This window comes from Vicinamibacterales bacterium, assembly GCA_041659285.1.
Taxonomy (GTDB): domain Bacteria; phylum Acidobacteriota; class Vicinamibacteria; order Vicinamibacterales; family UBA2999; genus 12-FULL-67-14b.
In genome coordinates this window covers 32,248-49,611 of the sequence record JBAZYO010000021.1, presented here as the reverse complement: position 1 = coordinate 49,611, position 17,364 = coordinate 32,248, and the positions used below count along the sequence as shown (strand labels likewise).

The window sequence follows — 17,364 nt, the reverse complement described above, 5'->3', positions numbered from 1 at the left end:
CCCCGAGAGCGCGCGGGGGGCGTGCTAGGATTCGCGCCATGCGACGAGACACGATTGCGGTTCTGCTGGCCATCGTCGTGGCCGTGCCCCTCGCACAGCCCTCCGGCGCCGCGAGAGCGCAGGCGGCCGACGTCTTCGCCGCAATTGACCGTAGTTTCGACGACTACCGGCTCGACGCGCACATTCCGGGCATGGTCTACGGCGTGGTAATGGACGGCCGGCTCGTGCACGTGAAGGGGCTGGGCATCCAGGACCTCGAGTCGAAGCGCCCGGTGTCGGCCGAGACGCTGTTCCGCATTGCCTCGATGACCAAGGCGTTCACGGCGCTGTCGATCCTGAGCCTCCGTGACGCCGGGCGCCTGTCGCTCGATGCGCCGGCGGAGACCTACATCCCGGAAATTCGCGAGTGGCGGTACCCGACCGAAGACTCGCCGCGGATTCGTGTCCGCGACCTGCTGACCCATACGGCCGGCCTGGTCACCGACGACCCGTGGGGCGATCGGCAGACACCGCTGCCAGACGGCGAATTCACGCGGCTCCTGCGCCAGGGAGTGCCGTTCACGCGCCCCCCGGGCACGGCGATGGAGTACTCGAACCTCGGCTACGCGATGCTCGGCCGGGTCATCACGAACGTGGCGCAGCAACCATTCAAGGACTACATCGAGCGGCTCCTGCTGGCCCCGCTCGGCATGACGTCTTCCGGCTTCGAGGTCACCCAGGCGCCGGCCGCGCGGCGGGCGCTGGGCTACCGATGGGAAGACGCGGCGTGGCGCCTGGAGCCGACGATGGCCCACGGCGCGTTCGGCGCCATGGGTGGGTTGCAGACCAGCGCCAACGACTACGCGAAGTACGTCGCCTGGTTGCTGTCGGCGTGGCCCGCGCGCGACGGTGCCGATGCCGGTCCGGTGAAGCGGGCCTCGGTGCGCGAGCTCGCGCAGGGCGCGAACTTCCCAACCGTGCGCCAGCGCGCCGGCAAGAGCGGTGCGGAGGCGTGCCGGCAGGCCGCGACCTACGGGATGGGCATGTTCGTGGCCCCTGACTGCGACCTTGGACTGACGCTCTCTCATGGTGGCGGCTATCCCGGCTATGGATCGCACGTGCTGCTGCTGCCCGACCATGGCGTCGGCATTTTTGCGTTTGCCAATCGCACCTACGCCGGGCCACGCGCGCCCGTGTGGGATGCGGCGGTTGCGCTTCACCGCGCGGGGTTATTGAAGGCCCGGCCCACCACCGGCGACGGGTCGCTCTCGACCGCTTATGGCGCCGTGGGCCGGATCTATACGGCGGGCAGCGTCACCGCGGCGGGCGACGCGCTGGCGATGAATTTCCTGATGGATCGATCCGCCGAAGGCTGGGCGCGCGATCTCGCCGGCCTCAAGGCGCAGGTCGGCGCCTGCGAGACCACCGCGCCGATCGTGGCCACCGGCGTGCTGTCCGGCGACTTCACGTGGCGCTGCGCGGATGGCCGGGTGAAGGGGTCGTTGCTGTTGGCGCCGACCAATCCGCCTCAGATCCAGTCGCTGAGCCTGACCCGCGCGACGCCCTGACCGCGCCCGCGGTCAGCGATCCCAGCCGTCGAATTCGAGGCGGTTAGCGCGCAGCGCGTCGCGCACCACGCCGGGCAGCACGCCGGCGCGGCGCGCGTCGTTCAGGGCGCTCCGCATCTCCGTGGCCACGCGGGTGGCTTCCTGTTGAAACGCGGTGAGGAACGTGCCGCACGATCCGGCCGGCACTTGCGCCGTGGTGATCGCGCGCGGCGACAGCATCACGAACCACTCGTGGCTGAACGAGCCCGGGAGCGCGGTGGTGTAGCAGGACTGCCGGAAGCGCTGCCACTCGGTATCGAGCAGGTCCGCCGTCTTCGACAACCGCGCCGCGGTCGCCAGGAACGTGCGCTGGCCAACGTCGAGGGCGCGCTCCGACTCCGACTGCACCGCCGGGGTCAGCGACTTCAGCTCGTTCATGGCCAGCGGCGCCGACGCCGGACCGGCTGAACGGCCTTCGATAATTGCGCGGGCGTGGTCGATGGCCACCGCGAAGTTGAGGCCCTGCTGATCGCGGTAGCCCATGGTGGTGATGCCGATGGCAACGCCGTTGCGGTCGAGCAAGGGGCCGCCACTGTTCCCGGGGTTGGCCGCCGCGTCGGTCTGCACCAGGGTGGCGTTGCCCGATTGCCGCACGCCGCTGACGATGCCGCGCGTGACGCTGTTCTGGAGCGTGCCGAGCGCGGAGCCGATCGTGATCACTTCCTGGCCCGGCCGCAGCGAATTGGCCGAGCCCATCGGGATGACCACCTGTCCCGCGACCGGCGCCATCACCTTCAGCACGGCGATGTCGAAGGCCGGCGACCGCTGGTCAACGCGTGCCGAGACCGTGGTGCCGTCGATGCGGCGCAACTTCACGAACGCGTCATCCTTGACGACGTGGACGTTGGTGATGATGGTGTCGGGCCGGACGAAGAACCCGCTGCCGCTGCCCGCCGACGTTTCGACGAGCACCACGGCGGGCATGACCCGGCTGACGACGTCTTCCAGTGACGTTGGGGCGGCGAGCGCGGCGGCAGGTTCCGCCGCGGCCGGGGCGTCGTCTGGCGCCGGCGTGCCGTTCTTGGCCAGGACGGCGTCCCACGCGCGGCGCTCGGCGGACGATTCGGGGCCCGTCGCCACGGCCGGCGGCGTCATGAAGCCGCCGTCGACGGTTCCCGGCCGGGTGACTTGGGTGGGTATGTCGGCTGCCGGTGGCCGCGAGAACGACCAGTAGGCCGCGCCGGCCAGCACGGCGACCAGGCCGGCCGCCGTCGCGAGGATGGCCAGAGACAGGCCGCCCTTCGAGCCCTCCAACTCCGGCTCAACCGGGCCGAGGTCGGGCATTCCCGCGCCGCATCGGCAGCTGTTCACCGCCCTGGGCACACGACGGCCGCAGACGGGGCAGAGGCGGCTGAGCCCGGAACCCAGGTCAGGCATGAGTCATAATAGTCAGGATCTGCCTTCGCGCCAGGCGCTTCCGCCTTCGCGCCCAGCGCCATGGCGGACAAGTCGGCGGACAGGCCCGACAGCAGGACCAGAATCTTCAGTGAATCAGCCCCACATCCGTAATTTTTCGATCATCGCGCACATCGACCACGGCAAGTCGACGCTGGCCGATCGATTCCTCGAAGTCACCGGCGCGCTGCAGATGCGCGAGATGTCGGCGCAGGTGCTCGACAGCATGGACCTCGAGCGCGAGCGCGGCATCACCATCAAGGCCCACCCGGTCCGGCTGAATTACACCGCCAAGGACGGCAAGACCTACGTGCTCAACCTGATCGACACGCCCGGGCACGTCGACTTCAGCTACGAGGTCACCCGGTCGCTGGCGGCGTGCGAGGGTGCGCTGCTGCTGGTGGATGCCTCGCAGGGCGTCGAGGCGCAGACGCTGGCGAACGCCTATCTCGCGGTGGAGAACAACCTCGAGATCATTCCCGTCATCAATAAGATCGACCTGCCCAGCGCGCAGCCCGACGAGGCGCGGCGGCAGATCGAGGACATTATCGGCCTCGACGGCGACACCGCCATTCTCGCCAGCGCCAAGGAAGGCATCGGCGTCATCGACATCCTCGAGGCGATCGTCACGCGGCTGCCGCCGCCGGAGGGCGACCCGGAGGCGCCGCTCAAGGCGCTGATCTTCGACTCGTGGTACGACTCGTATCGCGGCGTGGTGATCGTCGTGCGCGTGCTCGAGGGCACCATTCGCGCCGGCATGAAAGTCACGCTGATGAACACCAAGCAGGACCACGAGGTCGAGACGCTGGGCGTGTTCTCGCCGAAGGCCGTGCCGATTGAGCAGCTCGGGCCTGGCGAAGTGGGCTTCATTGCCTGCGGCATCAAGGTGGTGTCCGACGCGCAGATTGGCGACACCGTCACCGAGACCTACCGGCCGACGCTGGAGCCCTTCCCGGGCTTCAAGGAACTGAAGCCGATGGTGTTCGCCGGCCTCTATCCGGTGGAAAGCCACCAGTACGCCGAACTGCGCGAGTCGCTGGAGAAACTGCGGCTGAACGACGCGGCGTTCTTCTTCGAGCCGGAAACCTCGGTGGCGCTCGGCTTCGGCTTCCGCTGCGGCTTCCTCGGCCTGCTGCACATGGAGATCGTGCAGGAGCGGCTCGAGCGCGAGTTCAACATGGACCTGGTGACCACGGCGCCGGGCGTGCTGTATCGCGTGACCAGGACCGACGGCGCGGTGGTCGAGATCGACAGCCCGGCCAAGCTGCCCGAGGCCGGGCACATCAGCAAGATCGAGGAGCCGGTGATCACGGCGATGATCCTGACCCCGGCCGAGTTCGTCGGCGCCATCCTGCAGCTGTGCCAGGACAAGCGCGGCGTGCAGAAGCAACTCGAGTTCAAGGCCGCCGATCGCGTGCTGATCACCTACGAGCTGCCGTTCAACGAGGTGGTGCTCGACTTCTACGACCGCCTCAAGACCATCTCGCGCGGCTACGCCTCGCTCGACTACCACGTCACCGGCTACTGGGAATCGCCACTGGTCAAGCTCGACATCCTGGTCAACGCCGAGCCGGTGGACGCGCTGTCGATCATCGTCCACCGCGATCGCGCCTACGATCGCGGCCGGTTGCTGGCGTCGAAGATGCGCGAGCTGATCCCGCGGCAGATGTTCGAGGTCGCCATCCAGGCCGCCATCGGCGCCCGCATCATCGCCCGCGAGTCGGTCAAGGCGCTGCGCAAGAACGTGCTGGCCAAGTGTTACGGCGGCGACATCTCACGCAAGCGCAAGCTGCTCGAGAAGCAGAAGGAAGGCAAGAAGCGCATGAAGCGCGTCGGGACCGTGGAGATCCCGCAGGAAGCGTTCCTGGCGGTCCTCAAGATTGGAGACGAGTAGCCGTGACCGAGGCGACCTTCCAGAAGTCCACCCTGCGCGAGTACTTCGAGTCAATCGTGGTTGCCGTCATCCTCGCGCTGTTCGTGCGCACGTTCGTCTTCCAGGCCTTCAAGATTCCGACCGGGTCGATGAAGCCCAACCTGCTGGTGGGCGATCACCTGCTCGTCAACAAGTTCATCTTCGCGCCCGCGGCCGGCGCCCTCGAACGCGCCCTCCTGCCGATGCGCCCGATCGAGCGCGGCGACGTCGTGGTGTTCAAGTATCCCGAGGAACCCGATCGCGACTTCATCAAGCGCGTCATCGGGCTGCCCGGCGACACCATCGAACTGCGCAACCAGACCATCATCATCAACGGCATGCCGCTGATCGAGCCCTACGCCCACTACCTGTTCCCGCCGGTGGCGGAAGGCCAGGCCGACGGCTTCGACCTGCGCCGCAAGTACGGCCCGGTCAGCGTGCCGGCCGGGCATTACTTCATGATGGGCGACAACCGTGACGATTCGCAGGACAGCCGCTACTGGGGCTTCCTGCCGCAGTCGTACGTGAAGGGCCGCGCCCTGTTCATCTACTGGTCGTTCGATACGCCGGACGACGGGGCGCCGGCGACGTCGTTCCTCGGCGTTCGCTGGGACCGCCTGCTGCACCAGATTCACTAGCGGGCGGGCACAGTTGCGCGCTCGAGGGCGCGCGCTGCACTATGATGTCCACAAAGGCGGGCGTGCCGATCCCCCGTAGGCCCGTGGACACATGAAAACGATCATCAAGCTCGTGCTGGCCTTTGCCATCCTGACGGCCGCCTTCCAGGGCGGGCGGGCCACGATGTCCAACTACCAGTTCGAAGACGACGTCGAGCAGGCCCTGCTGTTTGCGCCCAACGCCTCGGAGTCCGAGCTGATCCAGCAGATTGTCTCGCTGGCCTACGACTACGGGCTGCCGGTGGAGGCCGACAACGTCACCATCACGGAACGCGCCTCCGACCGCATCGTCAACATCACCTACACGACGGACGTCGCGTTCATTCCCGGCATCGTTACCCAGCCGATCACGTTCCATCCGACCGCCTCGGTGCGGATGTTGACCAAGCCGCGCCGCTAGGCCACCGATAGCAGCCACAGATAACAGCCGCAGATTAGACGCAGATTAGACCGGGTAATTCTGGGACCCGTCGTAATCACTCCTGTGCCTAATCTGTGGCTGCTACTGGCGAACTGCGGCTGTCATCGGTGATCTGTGGCCTGCTAGCCGAGGTGCGCCCGCGCCGCGGCGGCCAGGCGAGCGGCGTCTGACACGAGTCGGCCGGTTTCATCGCCGGTCGCCGACGTGAAGTGCAGGTCGCGCACGCTGCCGAGGTTGATGCGGACGTTGGCCTCGGCGCCGGCCGCCGCCGCTTCCAGCAACCCAATCGCCACCCCCACGTCGCTCACGGCGGAGCGGTTGCCGCAGGCGGCCACCACCCCGGCGTGCGCCAGCGCTTCGGTGCAGGCGCGCAGGGTGTGCAGCGGCACGACCGTGGCCCCCTGGAGGGCCGACTGGATCGCCGCCGATCGCGCGGCCTTCTCGTCGTCGGTGGCCTTCGGCAGCCGATAGGCGCTCAACACGTCGTCGAACGCGGCGCTGTCGGCGTCGGCGAGATCCACGAGCGTCGCGCTGAGCGGTTGCAGGGCCTGCCTGGCCGCGGCGAGGGCCTCTTTCTCCACGTCGGTGTTGGTGTGCGACTTGGCAAGGCCGGACACCATCACCAGCAGGGAGGCGGCCATCGCGCCGGCGATGGCCGACGCGGTGCCTCCACCGGGCGTGGGATCCGGGCTGGCGAGCGCGCCGAGGAACTGCGCCACGGTCATGTCGGAGAACTTCATAGCGAATCGATTCTACCGGCAACCGGGAGCCGGGAACCGGTCCCGGGCGTCATACGATTCGGCCGCGTTTGACGACGTGGCGAATCACCGGTCCGCCGACCCGGATGAGGTCGGCGAGGGCGCCGTTGACGACCACCGCGTCGAGTTGCTTGCCGGGTTCGAGGCTGCCGATGTCATCGGCGCGATCGATGGCGGCGGCGGCGTTGATTGTTGACGCGACCAGGGCTTCTTCGAGCGTCATGTTCATGCCGAAGCACGCCAGCGTCATCACGAACGGCATCGACGGCGTGAAGCCGCCGCCGGGGTTGAGGTCGGTGGCCAACGCCACCGCGACGCCCTGGTCGATCAGCATGCGCGCCGGCGCGAAGCGGCCCAGCTTGAGGAAGAAAGCGGCCGCGGGCAACAGCGTGGCGATCACGCCGCGCTCGGCCATCTTCTTCGCGTTCGCCTCGTCCACAAAGATCAGGTGATCGGCGGATCGCGCGCCGACGGCGGCCGCGACCGCGGCGCCGCCGCTCAGCCCGAGTTCGTCGGCGTGCACGCGGGGCTTGAGTCCGTGACGCCGGCCGGCCTCGAGAATGGCCTGCGACTCCTCCGGGGCGAACACGCCGGTCTCGCAGAACACGTCGCACCATTCGGCCAGGCCCTCGCGGGCCACGGCCGGGATCATGTCGTCGATGATCAGCCGGACGTAGTCCGCGCGCCGTCCGCGGTATTCCACCGGCACCTCGTGCGCGCCCATGAAGGTGGCGGTCAGTTCGATTGGCTGCGTGGCCGCCAGCGCGCGGATGGCCCGCAGCAGGCGCAGCTCGGTCTCCCGATCGAGCCCGTAGCCGCTCTTGGCCTCCGCGGTCGTGGTCCCAAGTGCCAGCATCTCCGCCAGGCGCGCGCGCGCGCTGTCGATCAACTCGAGTTCGCTCGCCGCCCGCGTCGCGGCCACGGTCTTGACGATGCCGCCGCCGTCCGCGGCGATCTCGGCATAGGTGGCGCCGGCGAGCCGCCGCCGCAGTTCCTCGCGGCGGTCGCCGCCGAACACCAGGTGCGTGTGCGGATCGACGAACCCGGGGACCACCGTACAGCCGCGCGCGTCGATCACCTGCGCGTTTGGTGCGAGCGTGACGGCGCGATTGCCGGCGTCGGCGGGGCCCACGAAGACGATGCGCCCATCGAGGCCGGCCACCGAGCCGCGCGCGATCCCGGAGAGGTCGTTCTGCGCCGCGCCTACGCGCGGGCCGGGACCGGCACACGTGGCGACGAGATCGGCGTCTTGTATCAGAAAGTCGGCGGTCATCAGGTCCAGAGCCGCAGATTACGCAGATTGCGCAGATGCGGCAAGCGGGAAGCGCCCACGCGCGCGCGGAGCGCGCGCGGCGACGAGGCGAGAGCACTCGAGGGAATGAAGCACTCAGCGACTTCTCCGAGCTTCATTCCTCGAGGGCTCTCGCCTCGTCGTCAGCGGCTTCGCCGCTGGGCGCTTTGCCCGCCTGCGTCATCTGTGTCATCTGTGGCCCTGGCGATCACGTCTGCCTGCGGCCCATTACACGGGGCGGCCAACGCCGAGTGCTGCGAAGACCGCATCGGCCTCCATGCCGTCGATGCGCACGCGCTTGGAGCGCGAGCGATCGCCGCTCACGATCTGGATGCTGCGTTTGGGAAGGTCGAGGGCGTCGGCGAGTACCGCCACGAGTTCGGCGTTGGCGGCGCCGTCCACGGGCGCGGCGGCCAGCCGCACGAGCAGGGCGCCATCCCTCAGGCCGGCCACGCCGCTGCGGCCGGCGCGCGGGATGACGCGCACCTCGATCAGGCCGGCGCTAGCCGGCCTGGCTGTCGGCTTTGGGCGTGACATCCGCCGGCCGTGGCGACTGTGCCGGCGCCGCTTCCGCGGTGCGCGGGCGGTGGAGGAGGATGCGGTCTTCGCGCGACCGCGCATCCTGGTCGCGGATGAATTCCAGGGTGCTGTTCAGCGTCCGCACCAGCGCCTCGATGTCGTTCTCGACCTCGCGGCGCTTCATGCGCAGGTTGTCGATTTCGCGCTGCACGTCTTCGAGGCGCGATTGCGCCTTCTGCAGGAGCAGGTCGGCGCGGCCTTCGGCCTCCCGGATCGACAGCGCCGCTTCCGCCTGGGCGTGCTCCTTGATCTCGTCCGCCAGTTTCTGCGCGGTGAGCAGCGTGTTGCGGAGGTTGCGCTCCTGCCCGCGATGCTCGCCGAGCACGGCGTCGAGCTTGGCCACGTCCTGGCGAAGCTTGTCGTTGTCGCGCAGGGCGTTCTCGTAGTCGTCGGCCACCTCAAGGAGGAACGCCTGTACCTCGCCGCGGTCATACCCGCGCATCACGGTCTTGAATTGCTGCTGCCGGAGATCGAGAGGCGTCACCTTCATGCGTAGTCCCTCATGCCGAATATTGCCGTGCCGACGCGGACCATGGTGGCCCCTTCTTCGATCGCCACTTCGAAGTCGTGGCTCATGCCCATCGACAACTCGCGGAGCCGGGCCGCCGGCACGCCGCCCTCGGCCAGCTGGTCGCGCAACGCCCGCAGCCTGGCGAACCAGGGGCGCGCGTCTTCCGGGTTCTCGGCCAGCGGGGGCAGGAGCATCAGCCCCACCAGCGCCGCCGACCGGCATTCGGCCGCCGCGGCAAAGATTCCCGGCACCGTGTCCACCGGCGCGCCGAACTTGGCGTCTTCGAGCGCAAGGTCCACTTGCACCAGCACGTCCAGCGAGCGCCCCGCCGCCGCGGCGCCCTGGTCCACGCGCTGCAGCAGGTCGATGCTGTCGATGGCGTGCACGGCATCGACGACGGCTGCCGCCTTCTTCGCCTTGTTCGACTGCAGGTGGCCGATGAGATGCCACCGTAGTCTCGTATCGGCCGACGCCGCGATCTTCTGCAGCGCCTCCTGGACCTTGTTTTCGCCGAAGTCGAGCTGGCCCGCCTCGGCGGCGGCCCTCACGGCGTCGATGGGATGGGTTTTCGAAACGGCGATCAGCCGGACGTCGTCCGGGTGCCGGCCGGCCCGCCCGGCGGCCGCCGCGATGCGATCGCGAACCTCCGCCAGGCGCCCGGGAATGTGTTCGTACACGTTCGAAATGCGGTCTTCGTTATTTCTTGAGCTGCGCGATCATGCCCTTGGCCTGCGTCGCGTACTGGCCGTTCGGCTCGAGCTTGACGTAGGTCTCGAACGCGGCCACGGCGTCCGGCAGCTTGCCTTCGTTCAGCAGCGCCATGCCGAGCTGGTAGTGGGCGTCGGCGTGAGCCGGGTTCGCCTTGATGGTCTCTTCGAACTTGGCCTTGGCGTCGGCGATCTTGCCCTGGTTCCAGAGAATGATGCCCTGGTTGAAGGTGGCGTCGGCGCTGCCGCTGCCGCCGCCGCCGGCCGAAGCCGCCTTCGCGCTCATTGCCGAGGCTTCGTCGAAGCGCTTCTGGTTGTTGTAGAGCGTGGAGAGCGCGTTGAGCGCCTCGGTGTAGTCGGGCTTCAGCTCGAGCGCCTTCTTCCACGTCTCCTCGGCCTGCTTGTCGTCTTTCTTCGCGAGATAGGCGACGCCGATGTTGTAGAGGCAGTCGAAACAGGCCGGCGACACGGCGAGCGCGGCCTGGAACTTCTCGATCGCGGCGTCGTGATTGCCGGTGCGGCTGGCGGCGACGCCTTCGTCGAACACCTTCCGCAGTTCCGCCGCCTTGGCTTCGTTGTTCGCGGCGGTGGTCGGCGCCAGCACGATGTTGGCCTCGCTGACCTTGCCGAGGACGACGCGCAGCATCGTCTCGGCGGCGCCGATCTTGGCGTCGGTGGCGGTCACCTTGTACTGGCCCGACTCGGTCAGCAACTGGATGTACTCGCCGCGCTTGTCGGTCTTGGTGGTCAGCTTGCGGCTGCGGCCCACGCCCTCGATGGTGATGGCCACGCCGACCATCGGCTCGCCCTTGGCGTCAACCACTTTGCCCTTGATCATCGTGGATTGCGCGAAGGCGGCGGACGCCGCCAGGACGGACGCGAGCAAGATCGTGACGATGCGGGCCTGGGCGCCGAAGCCTTGGCGACGGCGGTTCGTGGAAAAGTGTGTCATGTGCGGTGCCTGCCTTAGACCAAGAGTGTACGTCAGACGGCGAAAAAACGGGTCACCGCCTCCGGGCTCTGGGTCACCGGGGCCGGGGGGAACGAGTCCAGGAAGCGGCGGCCGTAGCCCATCGTCCGCAGTCGCGGATCGAGCACGGCCAGCACGCCGCGGTCGCTGCGGTGGCGGATCAGGCGGCCCAACCCCTGCAGCATCGCCAGGATGGCGAGGGGGACCTGGTATTCCTGGAAGGCGTCGCCGCCCTCGGCGGTGATCGCCTCGATGCGGGCGGCGGTGATCGGATCGCCCGGCGAGGCGAACGGCAGCTTGTCGATGATCACGCAGCTCAATTGCTCGCCGACCACGTCCACGCCCTGCCAGAACGACGAGGTGGCAAACAGCACGGCGTTCGGCGTCGCCCGGAACTGCGTCAGCAGCACGCTGCGCGGCGCCGACCCCTGCACGATCAGCGGGTAGGGGAGCTCGAGCTCGATGCGGTCGCGCACGGAGCGCAGCATGGCGTAGCTCGTGAACAGGACGAAGGCGCGGCCTTCGGTGCGCCGCAGCAGGTCGAGCACCTCGCGCGCCACCGCGTCGCCGTACTCCGGGGACTTCGGCGGCGGCATCTGCCGCGGCAGGTAGAGGATGGCCTGCTCCGTGAAGTCGAATTCCGACGGCACCCGCAGGTCGGCGGCGTCGTGCGCGCCGAGGCGCCGCTTCACGTACTCGAACGAGCCCGCGACGGTGAGCGTCGCCGAGGTGAGCACGGTGGCGCGCATCTTGTCGAGCAACTGCTCGCGGATGATCGCCGAGACGTCGATCGGCGCGGCGCGCAGGAAGACGCCGCGGTGGCGCGTCTCCAGGAAGTAGACAAACGCCGGGTTCGCCGCCTCGAGCAGGAACTGCAGGTTGTCGCGGAGTTCCGCGGCACGGCGGGCCAGCGTGGCCGCCTCCTCGTTGGCGACGCTGCCGGGGCCGGCGGCCGACCCGGCGACCCGCTCCAGGTCGCGTTCGACGGCGTTGAGGCCGCTGACCAGCCCGAGGCCGTCGTCGATGATGTCGCCGAACCAGTCGGGGCCGATGCGCAGCCGTTCTTCGCCGAAGCCGCCTGCCCTGAGCGAAGTCGAAGGGCCGCGCGATTGCCGGGCCATGGCCAGCCGGCCGAAGAACTCGCGCGCGTGATCGTCCACCCGCCGCAGCGCCCGCCGGATGTCGCCATCGGCATCCTCGATCGCGCCGAGGTTCAGCCCGCGCTCGCCGTCGCGCACCAGGTCATCGACCCGATAGTTGCTGACGGCAATGCCGAAGTACTGCGTCGCGACGTCCTCGAGCTGGTGCGCCTCGTCCAGCACCGCGTAGTGGCACTCGGGGATCACCTCGCCGTAGCTGCTCTGCCGCACCGAGGCGTCGGCGCATAGCAGGTGGTGATTCACGATCACGATGTCCGACTCCGCCGCGCGCTGGCGCATGCGGGTGACGTAGCACTCCTGGTATTGCGGGCAGTCGTTGCCGAGGCAGGTGTCGGCGGTGGCCGAGACGTCGTGCCAGGTGGCCGAGTCTTCCGGCAGCTCGCGCAGCTCGGCGCGATCGCCCGTCTCGGTGACCCGCCGCCACTCGTCCACCATCGACACGAAGTCGTGCGGAACCGCCGGCGACGCCCGCAGCTGGTCGAGCCGGTGGAGGCACAGGTAGTTGGCGCGGCCCTTCATGTAGGCGGCCTTGAACGGCACGCCCAGCGCCTCGCGCAATACCGGCAGGTCCTTGAAGTAGATCTGTTCCTGGAGGTTCTTGGTGCCGGTCGAGATCAGCACCCGCTGGCGGCTCAGGATGGCCGGTACGAGGTAGGCCAGCGTCTTGCCGGTGCCGGTGCCGGCTTCGGCGAGCAGCACGCCGCCGTCGCGCAGCGTCTCGGCGACGGCCAGCGCCATGGCGCGCTGGCCCGCGCGGGGCTCGAACTGATCGACCGCCCGCGCCAGCACGCCGTCGTCGGCAAACGCCGCCTCGACGGCGGCGACTAGCCCCGGCGTTCCGGGTAGAGCGGGAACTTCCGGCACAGCTGCTCGACTTCCGCCTTGATCATCGTCAGCGCGCGCGCATCCTCTGGTGTGGCCAGCGCCCGCGTGATGAAGCCGGCGATCAGATCCATTTCCGCTTCGCCCATGCCGCGCGTGGTCACCGCCGGCGTGCCGAGGCGCACGCCGCTCGCCACCATCGGCGGATTCCGGTCGAACGGGATCGCGTTCTTGTTGACCGTGATCCCGGCCTGTCCCAGCGCCGCCTCCGCGACCTTGCCGGTAATGCCCTTGGAGAACACGTCCACCAGGACGATGTGATTGTCGGTGCCGCCGCTGACGATGCGAAATCCGGAAGCGGTCATGGCGGCAGCGAGGCGCTTGGCGTTGGTGACCAGCTGCTTCTGGTAAGCCGCAAACTCCGGGGTCGCGGCCTCGCGGAAGCACACCGCCTTGGCGGCGATGACGTGCATCAGCGGCCCGCCCTGCACGCCCGGGAACACCGCGCGATCGAGGTCTTTGGCGTACTGCTCGCGGCACATCACCATGCCGCCGCGCGGCCCGCGGAGGGTCTTGTGCGTGGTGGTGGTGACGAAGTCGGCGTGCGGCACGGGGCTGGGGTGCTGGCCGCCGGCGACGAGGCCGGCGATGTGGGCCATGTCGACCATCAGCGGCGCGCCGACGCGGCGCGCCACCTCGCCCATGCGCGCGAAGTCGAAGGCGCGCGGATAGGCGCTGGCGCCAGCGATGATCATCTTCGGCTGGTGCTGTTCGGCCAGCCGCTCGAACTCGTCGTAATCGACCCGCTCGTCGTCCTGGCGCACGCCGTACGGCACGATCGTGTAGAGCTTGCCGGAGAAGTTCAGCGGGTGCCCGTGGGTGAGGTGCCCGCCGTGCGCGAGGTTCATGCCGAGCACCACGTCGCCGGGCTTGAGCAGCGTGAAGAAGACGGCCATGTTGGCCTGCGCCCCGGAGTGGGGCTGCACGTTGACGTGGTCGGCGCCGAACAGCGCCTTGGCGCGGGCGATGGCCAGCGTTTCGGCGACGTCCACGAACTCGCAGCCGCCGTAGTAGCGCTTGCCCGGGTAGCCTTCGGCGTACTTGTTGGTCATCACCGAGCCGGCGGCTTCGAGCACGGCGCTGCTGACGAAGTTCTCCGACGCGATCAGCTCCAGGCCTTCGGCCTGCCGCGCGGTTTCGTTGGCGATGGCCGCGGCAATCTCCGGATCCGATTGCGCGAGCGACCGCTGCATCAATGACAGGTTGTCCATGTGGAGCTGTGATTCTATCAGGCGCGAAGGGGTCCGGTCCGTCGTCTCCCCGGGCTCGGGGTCAGACCCGTGATTTCTCGATGCGGTGGATCTTCTCGACGCGGCCGGCGTGGCGTCCGCCCTCGAACGGTGTTTCCAGGAAGACCTTGACGATCTCCCGGGCGCGCACTTCCGGCGTGACGCGGGCGCCGAGCGTGAGCACGTTGAGGTCGTTGTGCTCGCGGGCCAGCCTGGCGGTGTCGGTGTCAACCACCGGCGCGGCGCGGACGCCCGGCACCTTGTTGGCGGCAATCGCCATCCCGATGCCGGTGCCGCAGACCAGGATGCCGCGATCGAATTGCCCGCTCGCCACCCCGGCGGCCACCGCCTGCGCGAAGTCGGGGTAGTCCACCGACGCCGCGGAGGTGGTGCCGAAGTCCTGGTAGGTGACGCCCAGCTCGTCGAGCGTGCGCTTCAGCGAGTCCTTGAGGTAGAACCCCGCGTGGTCGGCGGCGAGCGCGATGTGCATGGCAGATTCTATCTTGCCCGCCTTCGCTCGCGCCGGTCGCTCGCGAGCGTCGGCGAGGTCTCGCCGTAGCGGCCTTCGGCCGCGAGGGCGGAGCACCGTGACACTATAGACAGGTGCTTCCCACCGCCATCGTCAACGCCAAGGGCGAGGACCGCATCCGCAGCGGCCACCCCTGGATCTACCGGTCGGACGTCATGGACGTGTCCGACGTCGAGCCGGGCATCGTCGTCCGGGTGCGCGGGCCGCGCCACCGCGAGCTGGGCCACGCGCTGTTCAGCGACCAGTCGCAAATCACGCTGCGCATGATCGCGCGCGACGATCGCGCGATCGACGAGGCGTTCTGGCGCGGGCGCCTCGAGCGCGCCATCCGCTTCCGCGACGTCCTCGCGATCGACGCCACCGCGTATCGCCTCGTGCACGGCGAGGCCGACCTGCTGCCGTCGCTGATCGTGGATCGCTACGGCGACTACCTGGTGATGCAGACGCTGTCGCAGGGCATGGATCGGCTGACGCCGGCGCTGGTGCCGCTGCTCGTGGAGCTGACCGGCGCCAGGGGCGTGCTGGCGCGGAACGATCCCAAAGTGCGGTTGCTCGAGGGCCTGGAGCAGAAGGTCGAGGTCCTTTACGGCGCGGTGCCCGAGACCATCAGCGTGCGCGAGGCCGGCGTGACCTACGACGTCGATCCGTGGCGCGGGCAGAAGACCGGGTTGTTTCTCGACCAACGCGAGAACCGGGAAGCGGCCGCGCGCTACGCGCACGGGGCCCTGCTGGATTGTTTCAGCTACAACGGCGGCTTTGCGCTGGCGCTGGCGCCGCGTTGCCAGACCGTGGAGGCCCTCGACGTGTCAGCCGACGCGGTGGCCCGCATCACGGCCAACGCGGCGGCCAACGGCGTCACCAATCTCACCGCCCGCGAGGCCAACGTGTTCGACGAGCTCCGGCACATGGAACGGGACGGCGCCCGTTACGACACCATCGTGTTGGACCCGCCCGCCTTCGCCAAGAACAAGGCGTCCATCCAGAACGCCCTGGCCGGCTACAAGGAAATCAACCTCCGCGCCCTGCGCCTGCTGGCCCCCGGCGGCTATCTGATCACGTGCAGTTGCTCGTACAACGTGGACGAGGGGATGTTTGCCCAGGCGGTGTTCGAGGCCTCCGTGGACGCCCATACCCCCGTAACTGTGGTGGAAAAACGCATGCAGGGGCGGGATCACCCGGTGCTTTTGGGGGTGCCGGAGACCTATTACCTGAAGTGCCTGATCCTCCGCAAACTGGCCTAACATGCCGGGTGTGGCCAGCCGATAAACGGGGATGGCAACATTCGCGTAAGTGATGGTAGCCATGAGGCTAATACGGGGTGACAGGCGGTTACATCGCGTGTACACTCCCCAACCGCTGCTATTCGGTCACATTTTTCGGAGGGGAAAGATGGCTAACGGTATTTTCGGCCGGGTTTTGAGTGGAGCGGTGGGCGTGATGGGCCTCCTGGCTCTTCCTGCGTCGCTCTCAGCTCAGACGACCGCGACGCCGACGTTCACGAAGGACGTCGCGCCAATTTTTCAGAACAAGTGCGAGTCGTGCCACCGGCCGGACTCGATCGCACCGTTCTCGCTGATCACTTACGAGGAGGCGCGTCCGTGGGCGCGTTCGATTCGCGATCGCGTGGCGTCGCGCAACATGCCGCCCTGGCACATCGACAAGACGGTCGGCATCCAGCACTACAAGGATGACCGCTCGCTGAGCGACAAGGAAATCGACACCATCGTGAAGTGGGCCGCCAACGGCGCGCCGAAGGGCGACCTCAAGGACATGCCCAAGCCGGTCAAGTGGGAAGAGGGCAACGGCTGGAACTACGCCAGCAAGTTCGGCGGCCCGCCCGACCTGATCATCAAGTCGCCCAAGTACACGCAGAAGGCCGTGGCCATGGACGCCTGGTACAAGCCCGTCGTCGACGTGCCGGTGACCGAGCCCCGCTGGGTTCGCGCCATCGAAATGCGCCCGGGTTCGCTGAAGGGCCGCAAGATCACCCATCACGCGCTGGCCTACCTGATGCAGGACGAGAAGGAAGCCGTGAGCTCCGGCCTGTTGAGCGCTGATGCCGACAGCGGCGCCGGCCTCTTCATGGAATGGGCCGTCAACAAGCAGGGCGAGCTGATGCGTCCGAACACCGGCAAGCTGCTGATGCCCGGCGCCAAGATCCGCTGGGACATCCACTACAGCGACGGTGGCGAAGACATCACCGATGACGTCGAACTCGGCATCTACTTCTACCCGAAGGGTCAGGAGCCCAAGTACCGCACGATGCTGTCGCTCTACAGCGGCGTCACCGGCGGCAACCGCAACCTCGACATCGCGCCGAACTCGATCAGCGTGGGCCAGAACTTCCACGTCATGCGCAAGGCCGGCCGCGTCGAGAACTTCCAGCCGCACATGCACCTCCGCGGCAAGGCGATGATGGTTGAAGCCATCCTGCCGAACGGCACCCAGCAGGTGCTCGGCTACGTCCCGAACTTCGAGTTCAACTGGATGAACAACTACGTGTTCGACGACGACTACGCGCCGCTGCTGCCGAAGGGCACGATCCTCAAGGTCACCGCGTGGCACGACAACACCACCGCCAAGAAGAGCAACCCCGACCCGAATCAGTGGATCGGCTGGGGCGACCGCACGGTCGATGAAATGGCGCACGCGTGGATCAACATCACCTACATGGGCGACGACGACTTCACCAAGGAAGTCGACGCGCGCAAGGCCAAGCTGGCGACGACCACCGAACGCCAGCAGCAGCAGTAACGC

General features: G+C 68.2%; 16 protein-coding genes. 6 read left to right on the top strand and 10 right to left on the bottom strand.

The genetic code is table 11. The features are described 5' to 3' along the window. Positions 1–38 precede the first annotated feature (38 nt). Positions 39–1,547 carry a serine hydrolase domain-containing protein gene (locus tag WC815_22740; protein ID MFA5911605.1) on the top strand — a complete coding sequence of 503 codons (1,509 nt, stop codon included), beginning with the start codon at positions 39–41 and terminating at the stop codon, positions 1,545–1,547. Between the two features lie 12 nt (positions 1,548–1,559). On the opposite strand, the gene WC815_22735 is transcribed toward WC815_22740, so the two are convergent. Next, entirely contained in the window at positions 1,560–2,870 is a 1,311-nt protein-coding gene (locus WC815_22735; protein ID MFA5911604.1) for a trypsin-like peptidase domain-containing protein, read from the bottom strand. Positions 2,871–3,072: 202 nt separating this feature from the next. On the opposite strand from WC815_22735, the gene lepA reads away from it, so the two are divergent. The 3 genes from lepA (at position 3,073) to WC815_22720 (ending at position 5,970) form a co-directional block, all read left to right on the top strand. After that, positions 3,073–4,875 (top strand): translation elongation factor 4, encoded by a 1,803-nt coding sequence (gene lepA, locus WC815_22730; protein ID MFA5911603.1) that lies wholly within the window; start codon positions 3,073–3,075, stop codon positions 4,873–4,875. 2 nt (positions 4,876–4,877) lie between these two features. Beyond that, positions 4,878–5,531 (top strand): signal peptidase I, encoded by a 654-nt coding sequence (lepB, locus tag WC815_22725; protein ID MFA5911602.1) that lies wholly within the window; start codon positions 4,878–4,880, stop codon positions 5,529–5,531. Between the two features lie 91 nt (positions 5,532–5,622). Continuing rightward, positions 5,623–5,970: a hypothetical protein gene (locus WC815_22720; protein ID MFA5911601.1), complete on the top strand. Its 348-nt coding sequence runs from the start codon at positions 5,623–5,625 to the stop codon at positions 5,968–5,970. A 143-nt stretch (positions 5,971–6,113) separates the two neighbouring features. Here WC815_22720 and WC815_22715 read toward each other — a convergent pair whose 3' ends face one another. The 9 genes from WC815_22715 to rpiB form a co-directional block, all read right to left on the bottom strand. Further along, a complete protein-coding gene (locus tag WC815_22715) occupies positions 6,114–6,731 on the bottom strand; it encodes a cyclodeaminase/cyclohydrolase family protein (GenBank protein ID MFA5911600.1) in 618 nt (205 codons plus the stop codon). Positions 6,732–6,780: 49 nt separating this feature from the next. Next, the gene (hutI, locus tag WC815_22710; protein ID MFA5911599.1) at positions 6,781–8,022 is read right to left on the bottom strand and encodes an imidazolonepropionase; all 1,242 of its coding nucleotides are present in this window, start codon (positions 8,020–8,022) and stop codon (positions 6,781–6,783) included. Between the two features lie 246 nt (positions 8,023–8,268). Then, entirely contained in the window at positions 8,269–8,526 is a 258-nt protein-coding gene (locus tag WC815_22705; protein MFA5911598.1) for a DUF167 domain-containing protein, read from the bottom strand. 16 nt (positions 8,527–8,542) lie between these two features. Continuing rightward, entirely contained in the window at positions 8,543–9,109 is a 567-nt protein-coding gene (locus tag WC815_22700) for a DivIVA domain-containing protein (GenBank protein ID MFA5911597.1), read from the bottom strand. Beyond that, the gene (locus WC815_22695) at positions 9,106–9,807 is read right to left on the bottom strand and encodes a YggS family pyridoxal phosphate-dependent enzyme (GenBank protein ID MFA5911596.1); all 702 of its coding nucleotides are present in this window, start codon (positions 9,805–9,807) and stop codon (positions 9,106–9,108) included. The genes WC815_22700 and WC815_22695 overlap by 4 nt, the downstream gene beginning before the upstream one ends. A gap of 19 nt (positions 9,808–9,826) precedes the next feature. Then, the gene (locus WC815_22690; GenBank protein ID MFA5911595.1) at positions 9,827–10,789 is read right to left on the bottom strand and encodes a tetratricopeptide repeat protein; all 963 of its coding nucleotides are present in this window, start codon (positions 10,787–10,789) and stop codon (positions 9,827–9,829) included. 32 nt (positions 10,790–10,821) lie between these two features. Beyond that, positions 10,822–12,831 carry a helicase C-terminal domain-containing protein gene (locus WC815_22685; GenBank protein ID MFA5911594.1) on the bottom strand — a complete coding sequence of 670 codons (2,010 nt, stop codon included), beginning with the start codon at positions 12,829–12,831 and terminating at the stop codon, positions 10,822–10,824. Beyond that, a complete protein-coding gene (gene glyA, locus WC815_22680) occupies positions 12,792–14,060 on the bottom strand; it encodes a serine hydroxymethyltransferase (GenBank protein ID MFA5911593.1) in 1,269 nt (422 codons plus the stop codon). The genes WC815_22685 and glyA overlap by 40 nt, the downstream gene beginning before the upstream one ends. 61 nt (positions 14,061–14,121) lie before the next feature. Next, positions 14,122–14,568 carry a ribose 5-phosphate isomerase B gene (gene rpiB / locus WC815_22675; protein ID MFA5911592.1) on the bottom strand — a complete coding sequence of 149 codons (447 nt, stop codon included), beginning with the start codon at positions 14,566–14,568 and terminating at the stop codon, positions 14,122–14,124. 113 nt (positions 14,569–14,681) lie between these two features. Here rpiB and WC815_22670 point away from each other — a divergent pair, with 113 nt between their 5' ends. Both WC815_22670 and WC815_22665 read left to right on the top strand, forming a co-directional pair. Beyond that, positions 14,682–15,848 carry a class I SAM-dependent rRNA methyltransferase gene (locus WC815_22670; protein ID MFA5911591.1) on the top strand — a complete coding sequence of 389 codons (1,167 nt, stop codon included), beginning with the start codon at positions 14,682–14,684 and terminating at the stop codon, positions 15,846–15,848. A 148-nt stretch (positions 15,849–15,996) separates the two neighbouring features. Beyond that, positions 15,997–17,361: a cytochrome c gene (locus WC815_22665; GenBank protein ID MFA5911590.1), complete on the top strand. Its 1,365-nt coding sequence runs from the start codon at positions 15,997–15,999 to the stop codon at positions 17,359–17,361. Positions 17,362–17,364: the final 3 nt, after the last annotated feature.